Source organism: Corynebacterium provencense, assembly GCA_900049755.1.
GTDB classification, from domain to species: domain Bacteria; phylum Actinomycetota; class Actinomycetes; order Mycobacteriales; family Mycobacteriaceae; genus Corynebacterium; species Corynebacterium neomassiliense.
On record LT160592.1, the window covers coordinates 58,190 to 76,477 of the forward strand.

Sequence of the window (18,288 nt, forward strand, 5' to 3'; positions counted from 1 at the left end):
ATGGTGTTTCACACTCGTTAAAACTGATGGGTTGCATCACATGTCAGAAGGCCGTCGGTAAACTACACCTATGACAGCAACAGAGAATGCCCACAGCATGATCCGGCTGGCCGGGGTGAACAAGTACTTCGGTGACTACCATGCCCTCAAGGACATCAACCTCGACATCCCTGCGGGACAGGTCGTCGTTCTCCTCGGACCCTCGGGATCCGGGAAATCGACACTCTGCCGGACCATCAACCGCCTCGAGACCATCGACGAAGGCGAGATCTACATCGACGGAGTACTGCTGCCCGAGGAAGGTCGGCAGCTCGCCCAGCTGCGCTCCGAGGTCGGCATGTGCTTCCAGCAGTTCAACCTCTTCAGCCACATGACGATCCTGGACAATGTCACCCTCGCACCGATGAAGGTCCGGGGTGAGTCCCGCCGGGACGCCGAGAAGCACGCCAGGGAGCTGCTCACCCGGGTGGGCATCGAGGCCCAGGCGGACAAGTACCCCGCCCAGCTCTCAGGTGGCCAGCAGCAGCGCGTGGCCATCGCCCGGTCCCTGGCGATGAAGCCGAAGGTCATGCTCTTCGACGAGCCGACCTCTGCCCTGGACCCCGAAATGATCAACGAGGTCCTCGACGTCATGGCGTCACTGGCCCGGGACGGCATGACGATGGTGTGCGTCACCCACGAGATGGGATTCGCGCGGAAGGTCGCCGACCGGGTGCTCTTCCTCGCTGACGGTGCCATCGTCGAGGACACCACGCCCGCGAAGTTCTTCTCCGATCCGGAGAGCGACCGTGCCCGGGACTTCCTCGCGAAGATCCTCGGCCACTAGGAGGAGTGCACATGGCTACCCATCCGGCTCTGCGCAGGATCGCGGCCGCTGTCATCGTCGCCGCTTCGGCGGTGGGACTGGCGTCCTGCGGATCCTCGGAACCCCGTTCCCTCCTCGACGACATCCGTGACGGACATGTCACCCTCGGCACGAAGTTCGACCAGCCCGGCCTGGGGGAACGGACCCCGGACAAGCAGTACGTGGGCGTCGACACCGACGTCTCCAGGTACGTCGTGAACTACATCGCCGAGAAGAACGGCTGGGACGAACCCGAGATCACCTGGCGCGAGACACCCTCGTCCCAGCGTGAGACCCTGATCAACAACGGCGAAGTCAACATGATCGCCGCCACCTACTCGATCAACGCCGGCAGGCTCAAGGCGGTCGACTTCGGCGGCCCGTACCTGGTCACCCACCAGGCACTGCTGGTCAGAGGGGACACCGGGATCAACGGCCTGGAAGACCTCGCCGACGGTACCCGGCTGTGCTCGGTCTCGGGCTCGACCCCCGCCCAGAAAGTCAAGGAGGCACTGCCGAAAGTCCAGCTGCAGGAGTTCGACACCTACGCCGCCTGCGCCGAGGGTGTGAAGCAGGGAGTGGTTGACGCCCTGACCACCGACGCCACGATCCTGGCCGGATTCGCCCACCGCTACCGGGAACGGTACGGAGACGACTTCAAGGTCGTGGAACTGAAGAACCCCGACGGATCCTACTGGACCGACGAGAACTACGGCATCGGCATCCCCAAGGGGGACGGTGCGGACAAGGACGCCGTGAACGAGGCGCTCTCCGAGATGTGGAACTCCGGTGAGTTCCGCCGGATCGTCGACAGGAACCTCGGCGGGGACTTCGATCCGGGTACCCGGCCGGATATCGGCGATCTCTCCTTCGTGGACTCGAAATAGAAAGGGAGGTGACGTAAACAATGAATTCCGAACTATGGGCGGAGATGGCCCCTCAGCTGTGGCCGGTGTTCTGGATGACCATCAAACTCACGGTGGTTTCCGCGGTCGGGGCGCTGATTCTCGGCACAGTCCTCACTGCGATGCGGGTATGCCCCGTCGGCATCCTGCGCACGGTCGCGACCGTGTACATCAACGTCGTCCGTAACACCCCGCTGACGCTGATCATCCTGATCGTCTCGCTGGGCCTCTACTACAACCTGAACCTCCTGCTCGCCAACAATTCGAGCCCGAAGTTCATCGAACAGCAGAACTTCCGTCTGGCTGTGCTGGCGTTCGTGGCCTACACCTCGACCTTCGTGGCGGAATCTCTGCGCTCCGGCATCAACACAATTCCTTTCGGGCAGGCCGAGGCGGCCCGTTCGCTGGGGCTGACTTTCATGCAGAACTTCCGCTACGTGATCCTCCCCCAGGCGGTGCGGGGATCTATTGTCCCGCTGGGCAACACACTTATCGCGCTGACGAAGAACACCACCATCGCTTCGGTGATCGGCGTGTCGGAGGCGTCACTGCTGATGAAGACCATGACCGAGAACTACGCCAGCGACATCCTCTGGATCTTCGCGATCATCGCTGCCGGGTTCATGATTCTCACCCTGCCCACCGGACTCATCTTCGGCTGGGCGGGCAAACGATGGGCGGTGAAGCGCTGATGTCAACCACCCGCGCAACAGTTCTCTATGACGCTCCGGGGCCCCGCGCAGTCCGGGTCAACCGGATTCTCACCGCGGTCGTGTCGGTGGTCCTGGTCGCACTGCTCGCCGCCGTACTGTGGGCCCTCGGCAACAAGGGGCAGCTGGACGGCGACAAGTGGGACATCTTCCTCAAGGGCAGCTCCTGGACGACGTACATCATCCCGGGGCTGTGGGCGACTGTGAAGGCCGCCGTTCTCTCCATCATCTTCGCTCTCATCGTCGGTGCCGTGCTCGGAATCGGACGGTTGTCCACTCACCGGTCTGTCCGTGCGGTCTGTTCGGTGATCGTCGAGGTGTTCAGGGCCATTCCGGTCCTGGTTCTCATGCTCTTCGCCTACACCGTCTTCGGCGAGTGGGGGCTGTTCCCGTCCTCACAGCTCGGTTTCGCCGCCGTGGTGTTCGGGCTGACCATGTACAACGGGTCCGTCATCGCCGAGACTCTGCGCTCCGGAATCGGTTCGCTGCCGAAGGGTCAGTCGGAGGCCGCCTACTCGCTCGGACTGACCTGGGGTCAGACGATGACGAAGATCCTGCTGCCGCAGGCGGTGGCTGCGATGATGCCCGCGATCATCTCCCAGATGGTCATCGCACTGAAGGACTCCGCACTCGGCTACATGATCGGGTTCGTCGAGGTCGTCCGGTCCGGCCGCCAACTCGGAGAGTACTACGGGGCGATGCTTCCCTCGCTGCTCGTCATCGCGGCGATCATGATCCTGATCAACTTCGGTCTCACGAAACTCGCCGAACGTATCGAGCAGCAGCTTCGTGCGGGACGGGCGCGGCGTAACCCGATCGCGAAAGTTCCCCACCAGCACGCGCACCAGGGCATCGAGACCAAGGACGAAGCTTTCGTCGACTGGCACGACCCTGCCCACAAGGACCTGCGAAACACCTCCGAGTAGGGGCAGGTCACCGGTAAGGACCCCGCGTTCGCGCGTGGGGTCCGTGTCCCGTCAGCTCCACGCCTCTGTCTGGTCCGCACCCCGTGAGCTCACTGTCCGTTGTTCCTGTCCTGGCCGCGCAGCTCACGGATCCGCGAGTCGAGCGCGGACCGGGCCGCAGTGAGGCTCTCCCCCTGCGGGAAACCCCGCCGTGCCGCGACTCCTACAATGCGTCGCAGCATCCTGTCGTAGTCCGCTCTGTCTGCGGGTACTGTCCTGATCGTCGCCGCCTTCTTTCCTACGAGCGCGTGGAGGATTTCCCGTTGGTCGTCGACAGTGATCTGCCCCAGTGCCTCCTCGATGACCGTGGAGGACACCCCTTTGTCCCTCAGCTCCCGACGTAACACCGCGATCGACCGCTGGCGGGTGTGCGCGCGTTGGCGAACCCACTCGGTTGCGAAACGACGGTCATCGAGCATCCCATTGTCGAGACAGCGGCGGATCACGGTGTCGACAAGTCGCGGATCCTCCCCCGGTTCCAGTGCGTCCGTGAGCCGGTCCCTCAGTTCCGCCTCCGACCTGTCACGGTGACTGATCAGTCGGTTGGCTTTGGACACCAACGGTGCCAGCCTCTTCTCCAGACCGGTGTCCACCAACGGGGCACCACGGCCCACGGCCGCCACCGCTTCTCGTAGGCGACTCACCAGTTCCGGGTCGGGACCGGTCCCGGAGCCTGCAGCGGGGCCGGTACTCCCCCCGACTGCGCTTCCTCTCCCGTCGTTCCCCTTCTCCACGGTGAGGTCGTCCCCCTTCTAGTCGTCGTCCTCGTCGTCGAAAGTCGGAACGACGTTGATCGGCTCGTCCTCGGAAGGATCGAGACCCGGTACATCCTGGGGCACGTCCGGATCATCCGTGGTTCCCGCATAGGGGCCGACCTTCAGCGCCCTCATGATCCCGTCCTCGAGTTCAGCGGAAAGATCCGGATTCTCCTTGAGGAACTCGCGCGCCTTCTCCTTGCCCTGCCCCAGCTGGTCACCTTTGTACGTGTACCAGGAACCTGATTTCTTCACCAGGCCGTTCTCCACGCCGAGATCGATGATGGAGCCCTCGCGGGAGATCCCTTCGCCGTAGAGGATGTCGAACTCGGCGATCTTGAACGGCGGCGAGACCTTGTTCTTCACGATCTTCATCTTCGTACGGTTACCCACGGCGTCCTGACCGTCCTTCAGGGTCTGGATCCGCCGGACATCACACCGGACCGAGGCGTAGAACTTGAGTGCCTTGCCACCGGTCGTCGTCTCCGGGGAACCGAACATCACACCGATCTTCTCACGCAGCTGGTTGATGAAGATGGCGGTGGTGCCGGTCTGGTTGAGGGCACCCGTCATCTTCCGCAGCGCCTGGCTCATCAACCGCGCCTGGAGACCGACGTGGCTGTCTCCCATGTCGCCCTCGATCTCAGCCTTCGGTGTCAGTGCGGCGACAGAGTCCACCACGATGATCGCGATGGCCCCGGAACGCACCAGCATGTCAGCGATCTCGAGGGCCTGTTCACCCGTGTCCGGCTGGGAGACCAGCAGATTGTCCGTGTCGACTCCGAGCTTGCGGGCATACTCCGGGTCGAGCGCGTGTTCGGCGTCGATGAACGCAGCGATGCCACCGGCACGCTGTGCTTCAGCGATGGCGTGAAGCGCGACCGTGGTCTTGCCGGACGATTCCGGACCGTAGATCTCGACGATCCTTCCCCGCGGGAATCCCCCGATCCCCAGGGCCACGTTGATCGCGATGTTACCGGAGGAGATGACCTGGATCGGCGGTCGCTCATCATCACCGAGGCGCATCACGGCACCCTTGCCGAAGTCCTTCTCTATCTGCGCCATCGCCAGATCGAGAGCCTTCTGCCTGTCGGCGCCCGTGCCACCCGGACTCTTCTTCTTTGCAGCCATGTTTCTCCTTCAGTGTGTGGGGGCACGGACCGTGAGGACGACCCCGGGTCTGCCCGGTCGGGCCTGGCCCACCTTCTCCAGACTCCGTGGAGCCCGTCGTGGTTCACTCCGGTTCTACCGACGTCCCCGGACCGGTACCGACATTACACGAACTCCTGTTCGAATGTCACACCTTCGTCAGTCGTCGTCGCCGAGACGCCTCTCCTCCGGGACATCGAAGTCCTCGCACAGCGCCCACCACACCTCGCGGAGGTCATGCCCGTGTTCCATGAGCCGGGCCGGAGTGTCCCCGAGGCCGGGGAGGACGTGTGACCGGGCGATCCAGGAACCGAAGGAGTCCCCGAACTCCCCGGTGACCAACCGGTCGAATTCCGTACGACGCATACCCCCACGCTAACAGAGAGGGACCGGCAGGCGGACCGCATGTCCCGGACCGGCGCGGTCGCGGATACTTGAACGGTGTACAAGACCCGGGTTACACTGCTCTGCATGTCAAGAACACAAGCTCCCTCCCGGCGTATCGGAGCCGCGGATATCGCGGTCATCGCAGCCTTCGCGGCCCTGATCATCGTGCTCGGCGGCGTCACCGTCCCGGTCGGCAGTGCAGGTGTACCCATCGTCCTGCAGAACATGGGCGTGGCCATGGCCGGAATGATCCTCGGCCGGCGGCGCGGCGGGCTGGCCGTTCTCCTCTTCCTCGCCGTCGGATTCCTCGGCGTCCCGAACATGGCGGGGTGGACCCCCGCCCTCACCGCCGTGGCAGGACCCACTGTGGGCTACATCGTCGGCTACGCCGTCATCGGCTTCGTCGTCGGTGCCCTGTGCGACCTCGCGCCCCGGCGCCCCGCGGGTGTCCGGCTCTGTCTCTTTTACACTTCTAGATGGGTGTTAGAGACAGGCCCCACAGCCTCCTCGATGACCCGGAGAGCGGAAGAGCACACCCCTCGACCCCCGTCCACAAATCTCGCGTGGTTCACCGCCGCCGGCGCCGTCGGTGTGGCGATCTCCTACTTCTGCGGTGCCGTCGGCCTCACCCTGCGTACAGACGTCGACTTCTGGTCAGCTTTCGTCTCCAACGGTGCCTTCCTCCCAGGGGACATCGCCAAGACCGTCGTCGCCGCCCTGGTGTCCACCGCTGTTCTGCGTGCCGTCCCGGACCTCGACCGTGGCCGTCGACCCCGGTCCGCCCGGACGGAGAGCCGGGAGGACGCCACCGCCGACACCGCCCCGGCCGTCTGAGATGGACAACTCCCCCGCTGTGCCGTCCCCTCCCGCTCTCAGAGAGCCAGTGACGTTCTCCGCCGCCGGAGTCACCGTCGACGACACCGTCCTGCTCCACCCGGTGACCTGCACCCTGGCCGAACGCCGCATCAGCATCATCGGGGCGAACGGGTCCGGGAAATCCACCTTCATCAGGCTCATCAACGGTCTCACGACGGCAACCACAGGACGTGTCACCGTCGACGGTCTCGACGTGGCACGCAGGGGCAGGCAGGTCCGTCGGAAAGTGGGATTCCTCTTCTCCGACCCCGACAACCAGATCATCATGCCCACAGTCGCCGAAGACATTGCCTTCTCACTGCGGGGTACCGGACTTGACCGGAACGCAACCAGACAGGCGGTCTCCGATGCTCTGGCCGACGTCGGCCTCTCCGGAAAAGAGGAACAGTCACCACACCTGTTGTCCGGAGGAGAGAAGCAGATGCTCGCACTGGCGTCCGTCACCGCGTTGCGGCCCGCCGTAATCGTCGCCGACGAACCTACCGGGCTGCTCGACCTGGTGAACCGGAACCGGCTCCGCGAGAAGTTCCGGGCGCTTCCCCAGCAGCTCATCGTGGTCACGCACGATCTGGAACTCGCCGCCGACGCTGACCGCACCCTGTGCATCGACGACGGTCGTGTCATCGACGACGGCGCCCCCTCCGATGTCATCGCCGCCTACACCGCCCGGATGGACATCCGGGCGCGGGAGGTCGGGAACCGGTGATCAGCCCCTCACGCGTGCCGCTCGGGCTCTACGTCCCCGGGGACAGCCCGGTCCACAGGACACCACCCGGGGTGAAGATCGCGGTGCTCACGGTCTACCTCATCGCCACGGCAGTGCTGGTGGACTCCTGGCCTGTCGCCGCAGGATGTCTGGCCGCCGTGGCGGTGGCGGCGACAGTTGTCGCGGGAATTCCGGCGCGCATCCTGGTGCGTCAGATGTCCGGGGTACTGCCGGTACTGGCCGCGGTAGGTCTGCTGCTGTGGTGGCGCAGTTCCGGCGCGGAGGCTGCGACCACCGTACTCGTCCTCGCGGCATCGGTGTCCGCTGCCGTCCTCGTCACCCTCACCACGCGGGTCACCGCCATGCTCGGGACCTTCGACCGTGTCCTCGCCCCGCTCGCCCGCGTCGGCGTGCCCGTGGACCAGATCAGTCTGGCACTCACACTGACTCTCCGGCTGATACCCCTGCAGGTCCAGATGGTCGGTGAAGTCCTGGACGCCAGGAAGGCGCGGGGATCCCGGTCGGCGGCGTTCTCCCCCGTCGCCTTCGGTGTGCCGGTCATCGTCCGGACCATCCTGAGGGCCAGGGGTGTGGCGGACGCCCTGAGGGCCCGAGGTGCCGCCGACTGATCTTCCCCGGCGTCCATCCCTCCTGAACTGCACCGGCAGGTCTGTTCAACGACCGGGCCGGTTCGGCCCGGGTAGTCTCACTCGCCCCGCAGCTGGCGCATCCGCTCGGCCACGGCGTCCGCGCTGACGTTCTGCGCCGTGGGCTGGGCGGGATCGGACTGGGCCTGGCCGATCGCCTGACGGTCTGCGCCGCCTACAGCACCGGGGGTTCCGGACGAGGAGTTCATCTCGGCGCGCAGCTGTTCCAGCCTGGAATGTCCGGCCATCTGGACTCCGGCCTGCTCGACCTCCGCCATACGTCCCTGCACGGAGTTCTGCGCGAGCTCCGCCTGACCGAGGGCGTTGGCGTAACGACGTTCGATCTTCTCCCGGACCTGGTCGAGGTTGGGGGTGTCTCCCCCGGCGACCCGGTCCATCGTCTGAAGCGACTCAGCGACCTTCTCCTGCATCTTGGCCTGCTCCAGCTGGCTGAGCAGCTTCGTACGCTCCGCCGCCTTCTGCTGGAGCTGCATGGCGTTGCGTTCGACGGCCTTCTTGGCCTGGGCGGCCTGCTGCAGAGCCTGGTCGTGGAGGGTCTTGAGATCCTCGACGGACTGCTCGGCGGTGACCAGCTGGGCGGCGAAAGCTTCAGCGGCGTTCTCGTACTCGGTCGCCTTCTGCGCGTCACCTGCGGCCCTCGCCTTGTCCGCGAGTGTCAGTGCCTGCTTCGTGTTGGCCTGAAGCTTCTCCACGTCCGCAAGCTGACGGTTCAGCTTCATCTCGATCTGACGCTGATTCCCGATCACCGCCGCGGCCTGCTGGGACAGGGCCCGGTGCTGGTTCTGGGCCTCCTGGATGGCCTGTTCGATCTGCACCTTGGGATCGGCGTTCTCCTCGATCTTCGAGTCGAACAGGGCCATGAGGTACTTCCAGGCCTTGGTGAACGGGTTAGCCATCGGTTACTACGTCTCCTTCGGGGGAATACTCACAGGTCACAACGGGCAGAGTATATCAGTGCACCCGGTCGGTGCGGTTGCTGTCCATACCCGCGGCCAGCTCGGCGGCCGCGACATCGAAGGCCATCATCTCCGCGGCCTCGAGGATCACCGTGGAGACCTGCACACCGAGAGCGTGGCAGATGCTCGCCAGCAGCTCGGAGGAGACCTCTTTTCTGCCGCGCTCCAGTTCCGAGAGATACCCGGGGCTGACGCTGGCGGCGACCGCAAGGTCACGGAGGGTCCGGCGGGAGTCTTCACGGAAGGCCCGGAGTGTGGTCCCCAGGGCCTCCCGCAGCAGCGGCTCGGTCACTGCAGGGGCCACAGCGGGGTTCACTTCCGGAGCAGCGCCGGTGACAGGCCGGCGCGGTGCCGCGACGGTGGTGACGTGGTGGGTGGTGGCTCCGGACCTCAGTTCCGGACGCCTGGGCTCGAGTAGTGTCGTGTGGTTTGCCATCACAACCCCCAACGGACGATGGAGCGATTATGTTCCCGCGATACTACCAGTCCGCCGGGAGACCGCAGCACGGAGCACACAGGTGTGTGGCGTCCGCCCCTGCCGCAATGTCCATGCTCTCCACCCGGTCCGGCCCGTCCGGCCGGTCGACCCTCTCCCCGGTGACCGTCCGCCGGCAGTCACTGTCAGGAACGACCGTCGATGTCACCGACCGCCTGCACAAGAGCCTCAAGGGCGCGCAGCACCGTGTACCACCGGACCGCGGACCTGAGCTCACGGGAGGACGCCCGGCCGGCGTACTTCCGCCACTGTCCGTCAAGCGCGGTCACCCGGGGGACACCGTCGTCGAGAACCCGGGACCACACCGCGATCCAGACCTCGCCGACCGGATGGCCGTCCTGCGGATCCGGGCCGGCGACACCGGTCACCCCCACCCCGACATCGGCCCCGCACTGCGTCGCCGCGCCTTCAGCCAGCTGACCGGCGACATCCGGGTCAACCGGACCCCGCTGAGCCAGGAGACCGGGGTCCACCCCGGCCAGAGACTGCTTGAGATCCGTGGCGTAGACAATCAGGCCTCCACGGAGCACCAGGGACGCACCCGGGACGCTGGCGACCGTGGCTGCCAACAGACCTGCGGTGAGCGACTCCGCAGTGGCCACGGTGAGCCCGAGGCGGGTGCACCGCAGCACCAGGTCCTCTGCGACGACGGCCGACTGCTCCTGTACCGCCATCTCAGGCCGCCGGACGGTTCCGCGAATCCAGGAGGTACTGCACGCCGGTCACGACGGTGACGACGACGGCCAGCAGAATCAGGGGGACAGTGATCCAGTCGGTCCAGACCGGCAACGGGGCGATGACGAGAGCGACAGCCAGGGTCTGCAGGACGGTCTTGAGCTTGCCGCCCTTCGATGCCGGGACCACTTTCCCCCGACGCGCCAGCACCATCCGCCAGACCGTGATGCCGAGTTCCCGGACCACGATGACGACGGTGACCCACCACCACAGGTCGCCGAGGATGTTGAGGGTGACCATCGCGGAGATCATCAGGGCCTTGTCCGCGACCGGGTCGGCGAGCTTGCCGTAGTCGGTGATCACCTCGTAACGGCGGGCGAGGAACCCGTCCAGCTGGTCGGTGCCCATCAGGAGACAGAAAGCCACCAGCGACCACCACCTCAGTGCCGTGTCGAGGTGACGGTCCCCGTCTCCGCTGACGGGGCCGGCGGCGACCAGGAGCCAGACGAACACCGGGATGAGCAGAATCCGGAACGTGGTGAGCACATTGGGCACGTTGTAGCGGTACACGGCTTTCCCGACGGTGGACCGGTGCCTCGTCCGGGTGGGTCTCCCGCCGTGATGGGCCTGTCGCTCTGTCTCCTGCACGAAACCCACTTTACCCGCACTCCCCCCGGGGGCGTTCCCCGAGGGTCACGCCGGGTCGGGGCCGGGTCAGTTGTCGGTCAGTTGTTGTCTGCACCTTCGAGGACGTGCCGCTCCGGCCGGGCCGGCTGCGTACCACGGGACTTGATGAGGCTGGCCACCACCGTGACCACCAGCACACCCACGATCACGATCAGTGAGGTGACGGTGGTGATCTCCGGGGCTCCGTGCACACCCTCGCCGCCGTTGACGAAGGGCAGATTGTTCTCGTGGAGGGCGTGGAGGACCATCTTGACGCCGATGAACGCGAGGATGACGCCCAGACCGTAGGGAAGGTAGACGAGGCGTTCGAGGAGGCCGCCGAGGAGGAAGTACATCTGCCGCAGACCCAGCAGGGACAGGGCGTTGGCGGTGAACACGATATAAGGCTCCTGGGTGATGCCGTAGATGGCGGGGATCGAGTCCAGGGCGAACATCAGGTCGGTCGCACCGATGGCGATGAGACACACGAACAGGGGGGTCAGTGCGATCTTGCCGGCGTGACGGACCACCAGCTTGTCCGAGTTGTACCCTTCGGTGACCGGAATCACCTTGCGGATGAACCGGATGATCCTCATGTCGTTCGGGTCCGTCTCGGGCTTGTCCCGGACCTCGTCGAGGACGGTCTTCAGCGCGATCCAGAGCAGGAAGATACCGAAGAGGTAGAACACGTCGGACCAGGCTTCAATGACCGCCGCACCGAGGGCGATGAAGACACCACGGAAGACCAGCGACAGTGCGATACCGATGAGCAGCACCTTCTGCTGGTACTGCGGCGGAATCTTGAACGCACCCATGAGCAGGGCAAAGACGAAGAGATTGTCGACGCTCAGCGCCTTCTCCGTGACATAGCCGGAGAAGAACTCCATGCCGTGGGCGTGCGGATCACCCGGCTCACCCCACGTCAGCCAGAGGAAGATACCGAAGGCAATGGAGAGGACGACGTAGAAGAGGGTCCAGAACCCGGACTCCTTCATCGAGGGGGCGTGCGGTTTACGCACGTGGGAGTAGAAGTCGAAGACAAAGAACCCGGCGATCACTGCAATGGTGATGGCCCAGGTGAGGGCATTTACTTCCATGACGGAACTATCCTCCGGTCGCGATGAGACGGTGACCGGAGGTCTCCCCCACCACAGAGCCCGACCCTGACGGTGGATGCTGTGGCCGGCACGACCGGGCGGCTGTGTCTCCCCGCTACGGAGCGGGGGACGCTTTCCACCGTGTTGACGATCGGTGCCGTGAGTGGGGTACTCCCCTCCATGACAGGGGCCGAGTGTAGCAGAGGATCAACCCGACGACGGCACAACGGTGCACTCACGGGACCCGGACCGGGCGGCCTTCATGGGACGCGGAGCGGCACCCTGGCGGGCCTGAGGTGACGTCAGAACGCTCCGCCGCTGGTCCTGGGGTCGGCGCTGACGATCTTCGTCGCGGGATCCCCGGACGCCGCGGCGTCCTCCGCCCCTTCATCTCCCGAACCTGCGTCGTCGAGCAGCTCCTTGGGCGCGTCGGCGGGGTCGGCTCCCCTGATCATCCACAGGATGGTCTCCAGTTCCTCCGGCTTCACCAGCACCTCGCGGGCCTTGGAACCCTCGGACGGGCCGACCACCCCACGGCTCTCCATGAGGTCCATGAGCCGGCCTGCGCGCGCGAACCCGATGCGCAGTTTGCGCTGCAGCATGGACGTTGAACCGAACTGACTGCTCACCACGAGTTCCACAGCCTGCAGGAGGTCGTCGAGGTCGTCTCCGATGTCGGCGTCGATCTCCTTCTTCGCCTCCACGCTCCGGTCCTCGGTGACTCCGTCGGTGTACTCCGGCTCAGCCTGCTCCTTCGCCGCCTCGACGACAGCTTGGACCTCCTCGTCAGTGACGAAGGCTCCCTGCAGACGGCGGGGCTTGTTGGCGCCCTGGGGGATGAACAGACCGTCGCCCATGCCGATGAGCTTCTCTGCACCACCCTGGTCCAGGATCACACGGGAGTCCGTCAGCGACGAGGTCGCGAACGCGAGACGCGAGGGAACGTTGGTCTTGATCAGACCGGTGACCACGTCGACCGAGGGCCTCTGGGTGGCGAGCACCAGGTGGATGCCGGCGGCGCGGGCCTTCTGGGTGATCCGGACGATCGCGTCCTCGATCTCCTTCGGGGCGGTCATCATCAGGTCGGCGAGCTCGTCGACGACACAGACGATGTACGGGTAGGGGCGGTACTCCCGCTCAGAGCCGGGGGGCGTCTCAAACTCTCCGGAAAGCACTTTCCGGTTGAAGTCCTTGATGTGACGGACCCGGGCAGACTTCATGTCCATGTACCGCTGTTCCATCTCCTCGACCAGCCAGGTCAGCGCGGACGCCGCCTTCTTCGGCTGGGTGATGATCGGGGTGATAAGGTGCGGGATTCCCTCGTAGGGGGTCAGTTCCACCATCTTCGGGTCGACGAGGATGAGCCGCACCTCCTCGGGAGTGGCCCGGGTCAGCAGTGAGACGAGCAGGGAGTTGACGAACGCGGACTTACCCGAACCGGTGGAACCGGCGACAAGCAGGTGCGGCATCTTCTGGATCGAGTGGGCGACGAACTCTCCCTCGATGTCCTTGCCCAGACCGATGAGCATCGGGTCCGGGTCCTGGGCCACCTGCGGGGCGTGGAGGACGTCACCGAGGCGGACCATCTCCCGGTCAAGGTTCGGGACCTCGATACCGACGGCGGACTTGCCGGGGATCGGCGTCAGCAGACGAACATTGTCGGTGGCCGCGGCGTAGGCGATATTGGACTGGAGGTTCGTGATTTTCGACACCTTGACGCCTGGGCCGAGTTCGACCTCGTAACGGGTCACCGTCGGACCACGGGAGAACCCGGTGACGTGGGCGTCGACCTTGAACTCCGTGAAGACTTCGGTGATTGCGTCGATCATGTGGTCGTTGGCGGCGCTGTGGAGCGTCGGAGCTTCCCCCGGGATGAGCAGGTCGGCGGAGGGCAGTTCATAGTCACTGTCCGAGTGACGTTCCGCGAGCACCACCGGGGCCTTCTCCGGGGCGGGGCCCTTCACAGCCGTTTCGGCGGCACCGGAACGGGCCGCGATACGGCGGCGGGCCCCCTCCATCGCAGCGGAAGGACGGGCTTATACACATCTAGGTGTGGGTAAAAGAACGGGGGGGTAAAGGGGGGGGTTTCCCCGTAGGGGGGGCGTTCCACCCTCTTCTGGGCGACGAGGGAGGCGGAAGGACGGGCAGCGGCCGCGGCCTCCGGTGCCCCGCCGTCGCGTGTGTTCCGCGAACCCTGTCCGGGGGTCTGCGCCTGACGGCCCGACTGCGCGCCAGGGTGGACTGCGCCGTCGGCGGCGGGTCGCACCGGCTCCACTGTCCGCGTCGGGACCACGGCGGGACCGAGGTCCTCGGTACCGTAGTCGTCGTAACCCGCCGGATCAGAGTCCGGTACCGGGAACCCGGAGGCACCCGCAGAACCGTCAACGGGATCGGAGTCAGCCTGCACTGCCTCCCCCCGGTCCCGGGAAACCTGGAAGGACAGCTGTCCACGGTCCGGAGACTGTTCCACCGGATAGTTGTCCGCGGGGGTACGGTCCGCGCGTCGTGCACCGGCATCCCCTGAGTGCCCGGGACGCGGCAGTCGGCGCGACACGGCACGGTCCCACCGGTGTGAAGGGGCGGAGGAACGGTGGACCGGTGAGAACTCCGGGTCTGCGTCGCCGTGGCTTTCACCGTAGCCGTCGCCGTATCCCTCACCGTGGTCTGCCCCGTACTCCTCCCGGTACTCTCCCCGACGGGTGCTGCCGGAGTCCACCGGGCCCGCCGTGTCATCCGGGTGGTCGCCGTAGCCTGCGTCACCGTCGGCGAAGCGCCGGCGGTCGCGACGCCGGCGCGGGAAGGTGACCCCGAGCCAGCGGGTCAGTCCGCCGACCAGTTCTGCCACGGTCATGCCCGACAACTGCAGGGCCCCGTACACCACGACGAGCAGCAGCAGCGGCACCGCGAGGAAGGGGCTGAACCCGACAGCGGCCGGCGTACCGACAAGGTTACCGAGCATGCCGCCGGCCCTGGCGCGCCCGTCGACGGTCTCCGGCTGTCCTGCGAGGATGTGGAAGATGCCGAGGACGCCGAGGACGACCAGTGCCAGACCGATCCCGAGACGGGTGTGGGAGCGCTGAGTGGTCCGGACCCCGACCATGAGGACCCAGGCCGAGCCTGCGGTGAGGACGGGCACCAGGTGTGCCCCGGCGCCGATGAGCCATGTCAGAGCGAAGGCGACCGCGGAGCCGACGGAACCGCCCACACCGAACCAGAGGGCTGCGGCGAGGACGACAGTCAGTGCCACGGCTGCGAGGGCCGGACCGTCGTACCCTCCGCCGACGCGGTGGGTGCCGGCTGCACCGCCACCGGCCCTGTCCGGGGAACCGGCTCCCTGTGCCTGTGCCGCCCGGTCACGGTCACGCCCCCGGGCGCGTACGCCGGCCGGTCCGGTCGTGCCCCTGCGACTGCTGCGCACCGTCACCTCTGTCGAGCAGGAGGTCATCGTCGGGTGACCCCTGCAGGGAGATCTTCCTGACGAAACCTCCGACTCCGCGGGCTGCCCCGCCCATCAGTGACCCCAGCGAGGAGCCGACGACGCGGAAGGCGCCGGAGGTGCGTTCGTAGTCGCTGGTGTCGTATCCGGGGGTGCGTCGGGCCGGCCGTGACGAGCTCGCCCTGCCTCCGGAATTCCGGGAGGGAGAGGTTCTGGTGCGACTGGTCGTAGGCATGACAGCGAGTCTAACCCGACTGACACCTCTTCAACAGTTGCAACACGCGTCACTCAAATCACATGAGTCACAGACTGCGCCTGACCACCCGCTCGACAGGACCTGTCACTGTCACGTCACAGGCCTTGTCCCTGCCGAATATCCACAGGAGAAGCTCCGAGGCAGGACCAGTGACACCAACCTGCGGACCACCGCTGCCGACCGTCAACTCCTCCACCGCGCCAGCCGGCCCGTCAGTGCGTCCGAAACGCACGGCAGGACCCGAGGGGACGATGAAACCCCGGGCCGAAAGCCGGACAGCCTTCCACAGTGCGTCCCTCTCCCCCGCGTCGAGATCACGCAGCGACCACTCCCCTCCCCCACGGCGGACATCCTCGTGATGGATGAAATTCTCGGTGAAGTTGACCACCGGGTCGAGCAACCGCATGGGGTTCCAGGGTGGCGGCCCACCACGGTACCGTTCCACCAGCTCCGGATAGGGCAGCTCCCGGTAACTGCGTGTCACCGACCGCAGCCGGCCCTCCACCGGGGAGAAGAACATGCCGGCGGCGGCGTCCGGACGGTACTCCCTGAGAACCAGGTGCACCACAAGGTCCCGGGTCGACCACCCCTCACACAACGTGGGGGCGTCCGGCCCCACCGACAGCAGAAGGTCCGCCAGGGCGACACGCTCATCTCGGGAGAAACTCATGCTTCCCGATGCTACGCGTCTACCCCGACGGACCGGGCCGTTTCCGTGACCGTCCGGCCCCCAACTGACGGTCACCGGACCACGGCCGTACCCTGCGGCAGTACCGCAGACAGGGAGCCCGCCTGCAGGCCCGCCGCCTCCTCCCTACAGGGACGGAGCGTGGTCCTCCGGCTCGAGTTCCTCGACGACCTCACTGGTCATCGGGACGATCGTCGGAACGATCAGCGGCTCGCGCTTCCACTTGTCCTTGACGAACCTGGCGACCTTGCGCCGAAGTGCCTGGGCCATCCGGTACGGATCGTTCTCACCCTGACCCGCCAGGTCGAGCATCGTGTTGTCCACGACCTCCGCGACCTGCTTCATCATCGACTTCGAATCGTCGGAGAAGCCCTTGGCCACGACCTGGGGATCCTCCAGGGGCCGTCCGCTGCGGTTGTCGATGACGACCGTCACAGAGATCAGGCCACCTTCGGACATCGCGGTACGGTCCTCGATCTCCTCGGCTCCGACATCACCCATGGTGACACCGTCGACGTACAGGTTGCCGACGGGAATCTGCCCGACAACCTTGGCCTGACCGTCGACGAGGTCGACGACCACACCGTTCTGCGCCAGGACGGTGTTGTCCGGGTTCACACCGGTGGAGATGGCCAGCTGACGGTTGGCCCGCAGGTGACGCCACTCGCCGTGGACCGGCATCGCATTGCGCGGACGGGCCGCGTTGTAGAGGAAAAGCAGTTCCCCGGAGTAACCGTGACCGGAGGTGTGGACGTTGGCGTCCTTGTTGGTGATGACCGTTGCACCGATCTGGGCCAGCATGTTGATCACACCGAACACCGCCTCCTCATTGCCGGGAACCAGCGACGAGGACAGGATGATCAGGTCACCCGGGCGGACGGTGATCTGCCGGTGCTCGCGCCGCGCCATCCGGGACAGGGCCGCCATGGGCTCACCCTGGGTACCGGTGGTGACCAGCAGCACCTTGTGCGGGGCCAGGCGCGCCGCCTCGTCCATCGAGACGATGGTGCCGCGCGGGGCGGTGAGGAGACCGAGCCTCTCGGCGATCTCCATGTTCCGGATCATCGAACGGCCGTTGAAGGCCACCTTGCGGCCCGCCTTGACCGCCGCGTTGACGGCCATCTGGACTCGTGACACGTTCGAGGCGAAGGACGCCACGAGAACACGCTGCTTGGCTTCGCCGATGAGCCGCTCCAGTGTCGGGGCGATACCCGCCTCCGACGAGGAGACACCCGGGATAGTGGCGTTGGTGGAGTCGCAGAGGAACAGGTCGATGCCCTCGTCCCCGAAACGGGACAGTGCCGGCAGGTCGGTCGGACGACCGTCGGCCGGAGTCTGGTCCAGCTTGATGTCACCGGTGTGCACCAGCAGACCGGCCGGGGTCTTCAGCGCGATACCGAGGCACTCGGGGATGGAGTGGCCCACGTTGAAGAAACGGATGTCGAAGGGCCCCCGGTTCTCGTGGGAGTTCTCGTCGACCTGGATGAGCTTAGGACGCTGCCTGTGCTCCTGGCACTTCGCGGCGATCAGCGCACAGGTGAAGCGCGACGCGATGATCGGAATGTCCGCACGCTGCTTGAGCAGCCACGGGATCGCCCCGATGTGGTCCTCGTGGCCGTGGGTGACGACCAGAGCCTCCACCCGGTCCCACTTTCCCTCGAGGTAGGAGAAGTCGGGGAGGATCAGGTCCACCCCCGGTTCGCCGGAAGACGGGAAGAGAACACCACAGTCGATGATCAGCAGTCGTTCGTGGTACTCGAAGACGGTCATGTTGCGGCCGATCTCCGAGATGCCGCCGAGCGCGACGAGACGCAGCCCGTCCCTGGGTGCCTTCGGAGGCGCCGGCAGACGCTGGGTCAGGTCCGCGCCCTGCATGGTCTGCACGGCGTTGCGGCGCCGGTCACCGGCACCTCCGCGGCCTGCACGGTTGCCCTCACGGGAACCGGAGGAGCCGCCGTTACGGCCGTGGCCCCGCCCACCGCCGTCGTTCTGGTTCTGGTGGCTGCCCTGGGAGCGGCCGCCCCTGCCGCCGCGGGAGCGGCGGGACCTGTTT

The 18,288-nt window shown here is 66.0% G+C and carries 19 protein-coding genes and 1 pseudogene; 7 read left to right on the forward strand and 13 right to left on the reverse strand.

Annotated features, from left to right (window positions below; genetic code table 11):
* The first annotated feature begins 97 nt into the window (after positions 1-97).
* Genes BN3906_RS00290 through BN3906_RS00305 form a run of 4 tightly spaced genes read left to right on the forward strand, consistent with a single transcriptional unit; the run spans position 98 to position 3,385 of the window.
* Positions 98-826, forward strand: a complete 729-nt coding sequence (locus BN3906_RS00290) for an amino acid ABC transporter ATP-binding protein (RefSeq protein WP_066585630.1) — start codon at positions 98-100, stop codon at positions 824-826.
* An 11-nt stretch (positions 827-837) separates the two neighbouring features.
* Complete coding sequence (locus BN3906_RS00295; RefSeq protein WP_066582871.1) at positions 838-1,731, forward strand: glutamate ABC transporter substrate-binding protein; 894 nt, start codon at positions 838-840, stop codon at positions 1,729-1,731.
* A 20-nt stretch (positions 1,732-1,751) separates the two neighbouring features.
* Positions 1,752-2,441, forward strand: a complete 690-nt coding sequence (locus BN3906_RS00300) for an amino acid ABC transporter permease (RefSeq protein WP_066582873.1) — start codon at positions 1,752-1,754, stop codon at positions 2,439-2,441.
* Entirely contained in the window at positions 2,441-3,385 is a 945-nt protein-coding gene (locus BN3906_RS00305; RefSeq protein ID WP_066585633.1) for an amino acid ABC transporter permease, read from the forward strand. The genes BN3906_RS00300 and BN3906_RS00305 overlap by 1 nt, the downstream gene beginning before the upstream one ends.
* A gap of 89 nt (positions 3,386-3,474) precedes the next feature.
* Here the strand turns inward: BN3906_RS00305 and BN3906_RS00310 are convergent, their stop codons facing one another.
* The 3 genes from BN3906_RS00310 to BN3906_RS00320 form a co-directional block, all read right to left on the reverse strand.
* On the reverse strand, positions 3,475-4,068 hold the full coding sequence (locus tag BN3906_RS00310) for a regulatory protein RecX (RefSeq protein WP_261796786.1): 594 nt from the start codon (positions 4,066-4,068) through the stop codon (positions 3,475-3,477).
* Between the two features lie 108 nt (positions 4,069-4,176).
* Positions 4,177-5,310: a recombinase RecA gene (gene recA / locus BN3906_RS00315; protein WP_066582875.1), complete on the reverse strand. Its 1,134-nt coding sequence runs from the start codon at positions 5,308-5,310 to the stop codon at positions 4,177-4,179.
* 177 nt (positions 5,311-5,487) lie between these two features.
* Positions 5,488-5,694 carry a DUF3046 domain-containing protein gene (locus tag BN3906_RS00320; protein ID WP_066582877.1) on the reverse strand — a complete coding sequence of 69 codons (207 nt, stop codon included), beginning with the start codon at positions 5,692-5,694 and terminating at the stop codon, positions 5,488-5,490.
* A 105-nt stretch (positions 5,695-5,799) separates the two neighbouring features.
* On the opposite strand from BN3906_RS00320, the gene BN3906_RS13910 reads away from it, so the two are divergent.
* Genes BN3906_RS13910 through BN3906_RS00335 form a run of 3 tightly spaced genes read left to right on the forward strand, consistent with a single transcriptional unit; the run spans position 5,800 to position 7,926 of the window.
* Complete coding sequence (locus BN3906_RS13910) at positions 5,800-6,549, forward strand: biotin transporter BioY (protein WP_147592675.1); 750 nt, start codon at positions 5,800-5,802, stop codon at positions 6,547-6,549.
* 1 nt (position 6,550) lies between these two features.
* Complete coding sequence (locus tag BN3906_RS00330) at positions 6,551-7,297, forward strand: energy-coupling factor ABC transporter ATP-binding protein (protein WP_066582878.1); 747 nt, start codon at positions 6,551-6,553, stop codon at positions 7,295-7,297.
* The gene (locus tag BN3906_RS00335) at positions 7,294-7,926 is read left to right on the forward strand and encodes an energy-coupling factor transporter transmembrane component T family protein (RefSeq protein WP_066582879.1); all 633 of its coding nucleotides are present in this window, start codon (positions 7,294-7,296) and stop codon (positions 7,924-7,926) included. The genes BN3906_RS00330 and BN3906_RS00335 overlap by 4 nt, the downstream gene beginning before the upstream one ends.
* 77 nt (positions 7,927-8,003) lie before the next feature.
* On the opposite strand, the gene BN3906_RS00340 is transcribed toward BN3906_RS00335, so the two are convergent.
* From BN3906_RS00340 to BN3906_RS00385, 10 genes and pseudogenes are all read right to left on the reverse strand, one after another.
* Positions 8,004-8,861, reverse strand: a complete 858-nt coding sequence (locus BN3906_RS00340) for a PspA/IM30 family protein (protein WP_066582880.1) — start codon at positions 8,859-8,861, stop codon at positions 8,004-8,006.
* 55 nt (positions 8,862-8,916) lie between these two features.
* Positions 8,917-9,357, reverse strand: coding sequence for a helix-turn-helix domain-containing protein (locus tag BN3906_RS00345; RefSeq protein WP_066582881.1), 441 nt, complete (start codon positions 9,355-9,357; stop codon positions 8,917-8,919).
* A 185-nt stretch (positions 9,358-9,542) separates the two neighbouring features.
* Positions 9,543-10,091, reverse strand: coding sequence for a CinA family protein (locus BN3906_RS00350; protein ID WP_066582882.1), 549 nt, complete (start codon positions 10,089-10,091; stop codon positions 9,543-9,545).
* Position 10,092: 1 nt separating this feature from the next.
* A complete protein-coding gene (gene pgsA / locus BN3906_RS00355; protein ID WP_078057186.1) occupies positions 10,093-10,740 on the reverse strand; it encodes a CDP-diacylglycerol--glycerol-3-phosphate 3-phosphatidyltransferase in 648 nt (215 codons plus the stop codon).
* 77 nt (positions 10,741-10,817) lie between these two features.
* Positions 10,818-11,855, reverse strand: coding sequence for a TerC family protein (locus BN3906_RS00360; protein WP_066582883.1), 1,038 nt, complete (start codon positions 11,853-11,855; stop codon positions 10,818-10,820).
* 302 nt (positions 11,856-12,157) lie between these two features.
* Positions 12,158-13,759: pseudogene (locus BN3906_RS00365) on the reverse strand (DNA translocase FtsK); the annotation flags it as partial.
* Positions 13,760-13,815: 56 nt separating this feature from the next.
* A complete protein-coding gene (locus tag BN3906_RS00370; protein ID WP_066582884.1) occupies positions 13,816-15,273 on the reverse strand; it encodes a DNA translocase FtsK 4TM domain-containing protein in 1,458 nt (485 codons plus the stop codon).
* On the reverse strand, positions 15,215-15,526 hold the full coding sequence (locus BN3906_RS14870; protein WP_066582886.1) for a hypothetical protein: 312 nt from the start codon (positions 15,524-15,526) through the stop codon (positions 15,215-15,217). The genes BN3906_RS00370 and BN3906_RS14870 overlap by 59 nt, the downstream gene beginning before the upstream one ends.
* A gap of 67 nt (positions 15,527-15,593) precedes the next feature.
* Positions 15,594-16,217: a TIGR03085 family metal-binding protein gene (locus BN3906_RS00380; protein ID WP_066582888.1), complete on the reverse strand. Its 624-nt coding sequence runs from the start codon at positions 16,215-16,217 to the stop codon at positions 15,594-15,596.
* A 144-nt stretch (positions 16,218-16,361) separates the two neighbouring features.
* Positions 16,362-18,288, reverse strand: a 1,927-nt coding sequence (locus BN3906_RS00385; protein WP_390620307.1) for a ribonuclease J, incomplete at its 5' end; no start/stop codon positions are given.

Coding starts and splice junctions, on each gene's coding strand:
- BN3906_RS00290 (WP_066585630.1), top strand. CDS start 98: ATGATCCGGCTGGCCGGGGTGAACAAGTACTTCGGTGACTACCATGCC.
- BN3906_RS00295 (WP_066582871.1), top strand. CDS start 838: ATGGCTACCCATCCGGCTCTGCGCAGGATCGCGGCCGCTGTCATCGTC.
- BN3906_RS00300 (WP_066582873.1), top strand. CDS start 1,752: ATGAATTCCGAACTATGGGCGGAGATGGCCCCTCAGCTGTGGCCGGTG.
- BN3906_RS00305 (WP_066585633.1), top strand. CDS start 2,441: ATGTCAACCACCCGCGCAACAGTTCTCTATGACGCTCCGGGGCCCCGC.
- recA (WP_066582875.1), bottom strand. CDS start 5,310: ATGGCTGCAAAGAAGAAGAGTCCGGGTGGCACGGGCGCCGACAGGCAG.
- BN3906_RS00320 (WP_066582877.1), bottom strand. CDS start 5,694: ATGCGTCGTACGGAATTCGACCGGTTGGTCACCGGGGAGTTCGGGGAC.
- BN3906_RS13910 (WP_147592675.1), top strand. CDS start 5,800: ATGTCAAGAACACAAGCTCCCTCCCGGCGTATCGGAGCCGCGGATATC.
- BN3906_RS00330 (WP_066582878.1), top strand. CDS start 6,551: ATGGACAACTCCCCCGCTGTGCCGTCCCCTCCCGCTCTCAGAGAGCCA.
- BN3906_RS00340 (WP_066582880.1), bottom strand. CDS start 8,861: ATGGCTAACCCGTTCACCAAGGCCTGGAAGTACCTCATGGCCCTGTTC.
- BN3906_RS00345 (WP_066582881.1), bottom strand. CDS start 9,357: ATGGCAAACCACACGACACTACTCGAGCCCAGGCGTCCGGAACTGAGG.
- BN3906_RS00350 (WP_066582882.1), bottom strand. CDS start 10,091: ATGGCGGTACAGGAGCAGTCGGCCGTCGTCGCAGAGGACCTGGTGCTG.
- BN3906_RS00360 (WP_066582883.1), bottom strand. CDS start 11,855: ATGGAAGTAAATGCCCTCACCTGGGCCATCACCATTGCAGTGATCGCC.
- BN3906_RS14870 (WP_066582886.1), bottom strand. CDS start 15,526: ATGCCTACGACCAGTCGCACCAGAACCTCTCCCTCCCGGAATTCCGGA.
- BN3906_RS00380 (WP_066582888.1), bottom strand. CDS start 16,217: ATGAGTTTCTCCCGAGATGAGCGTGTCGCCCTGGCGGACCTTCTGCTG.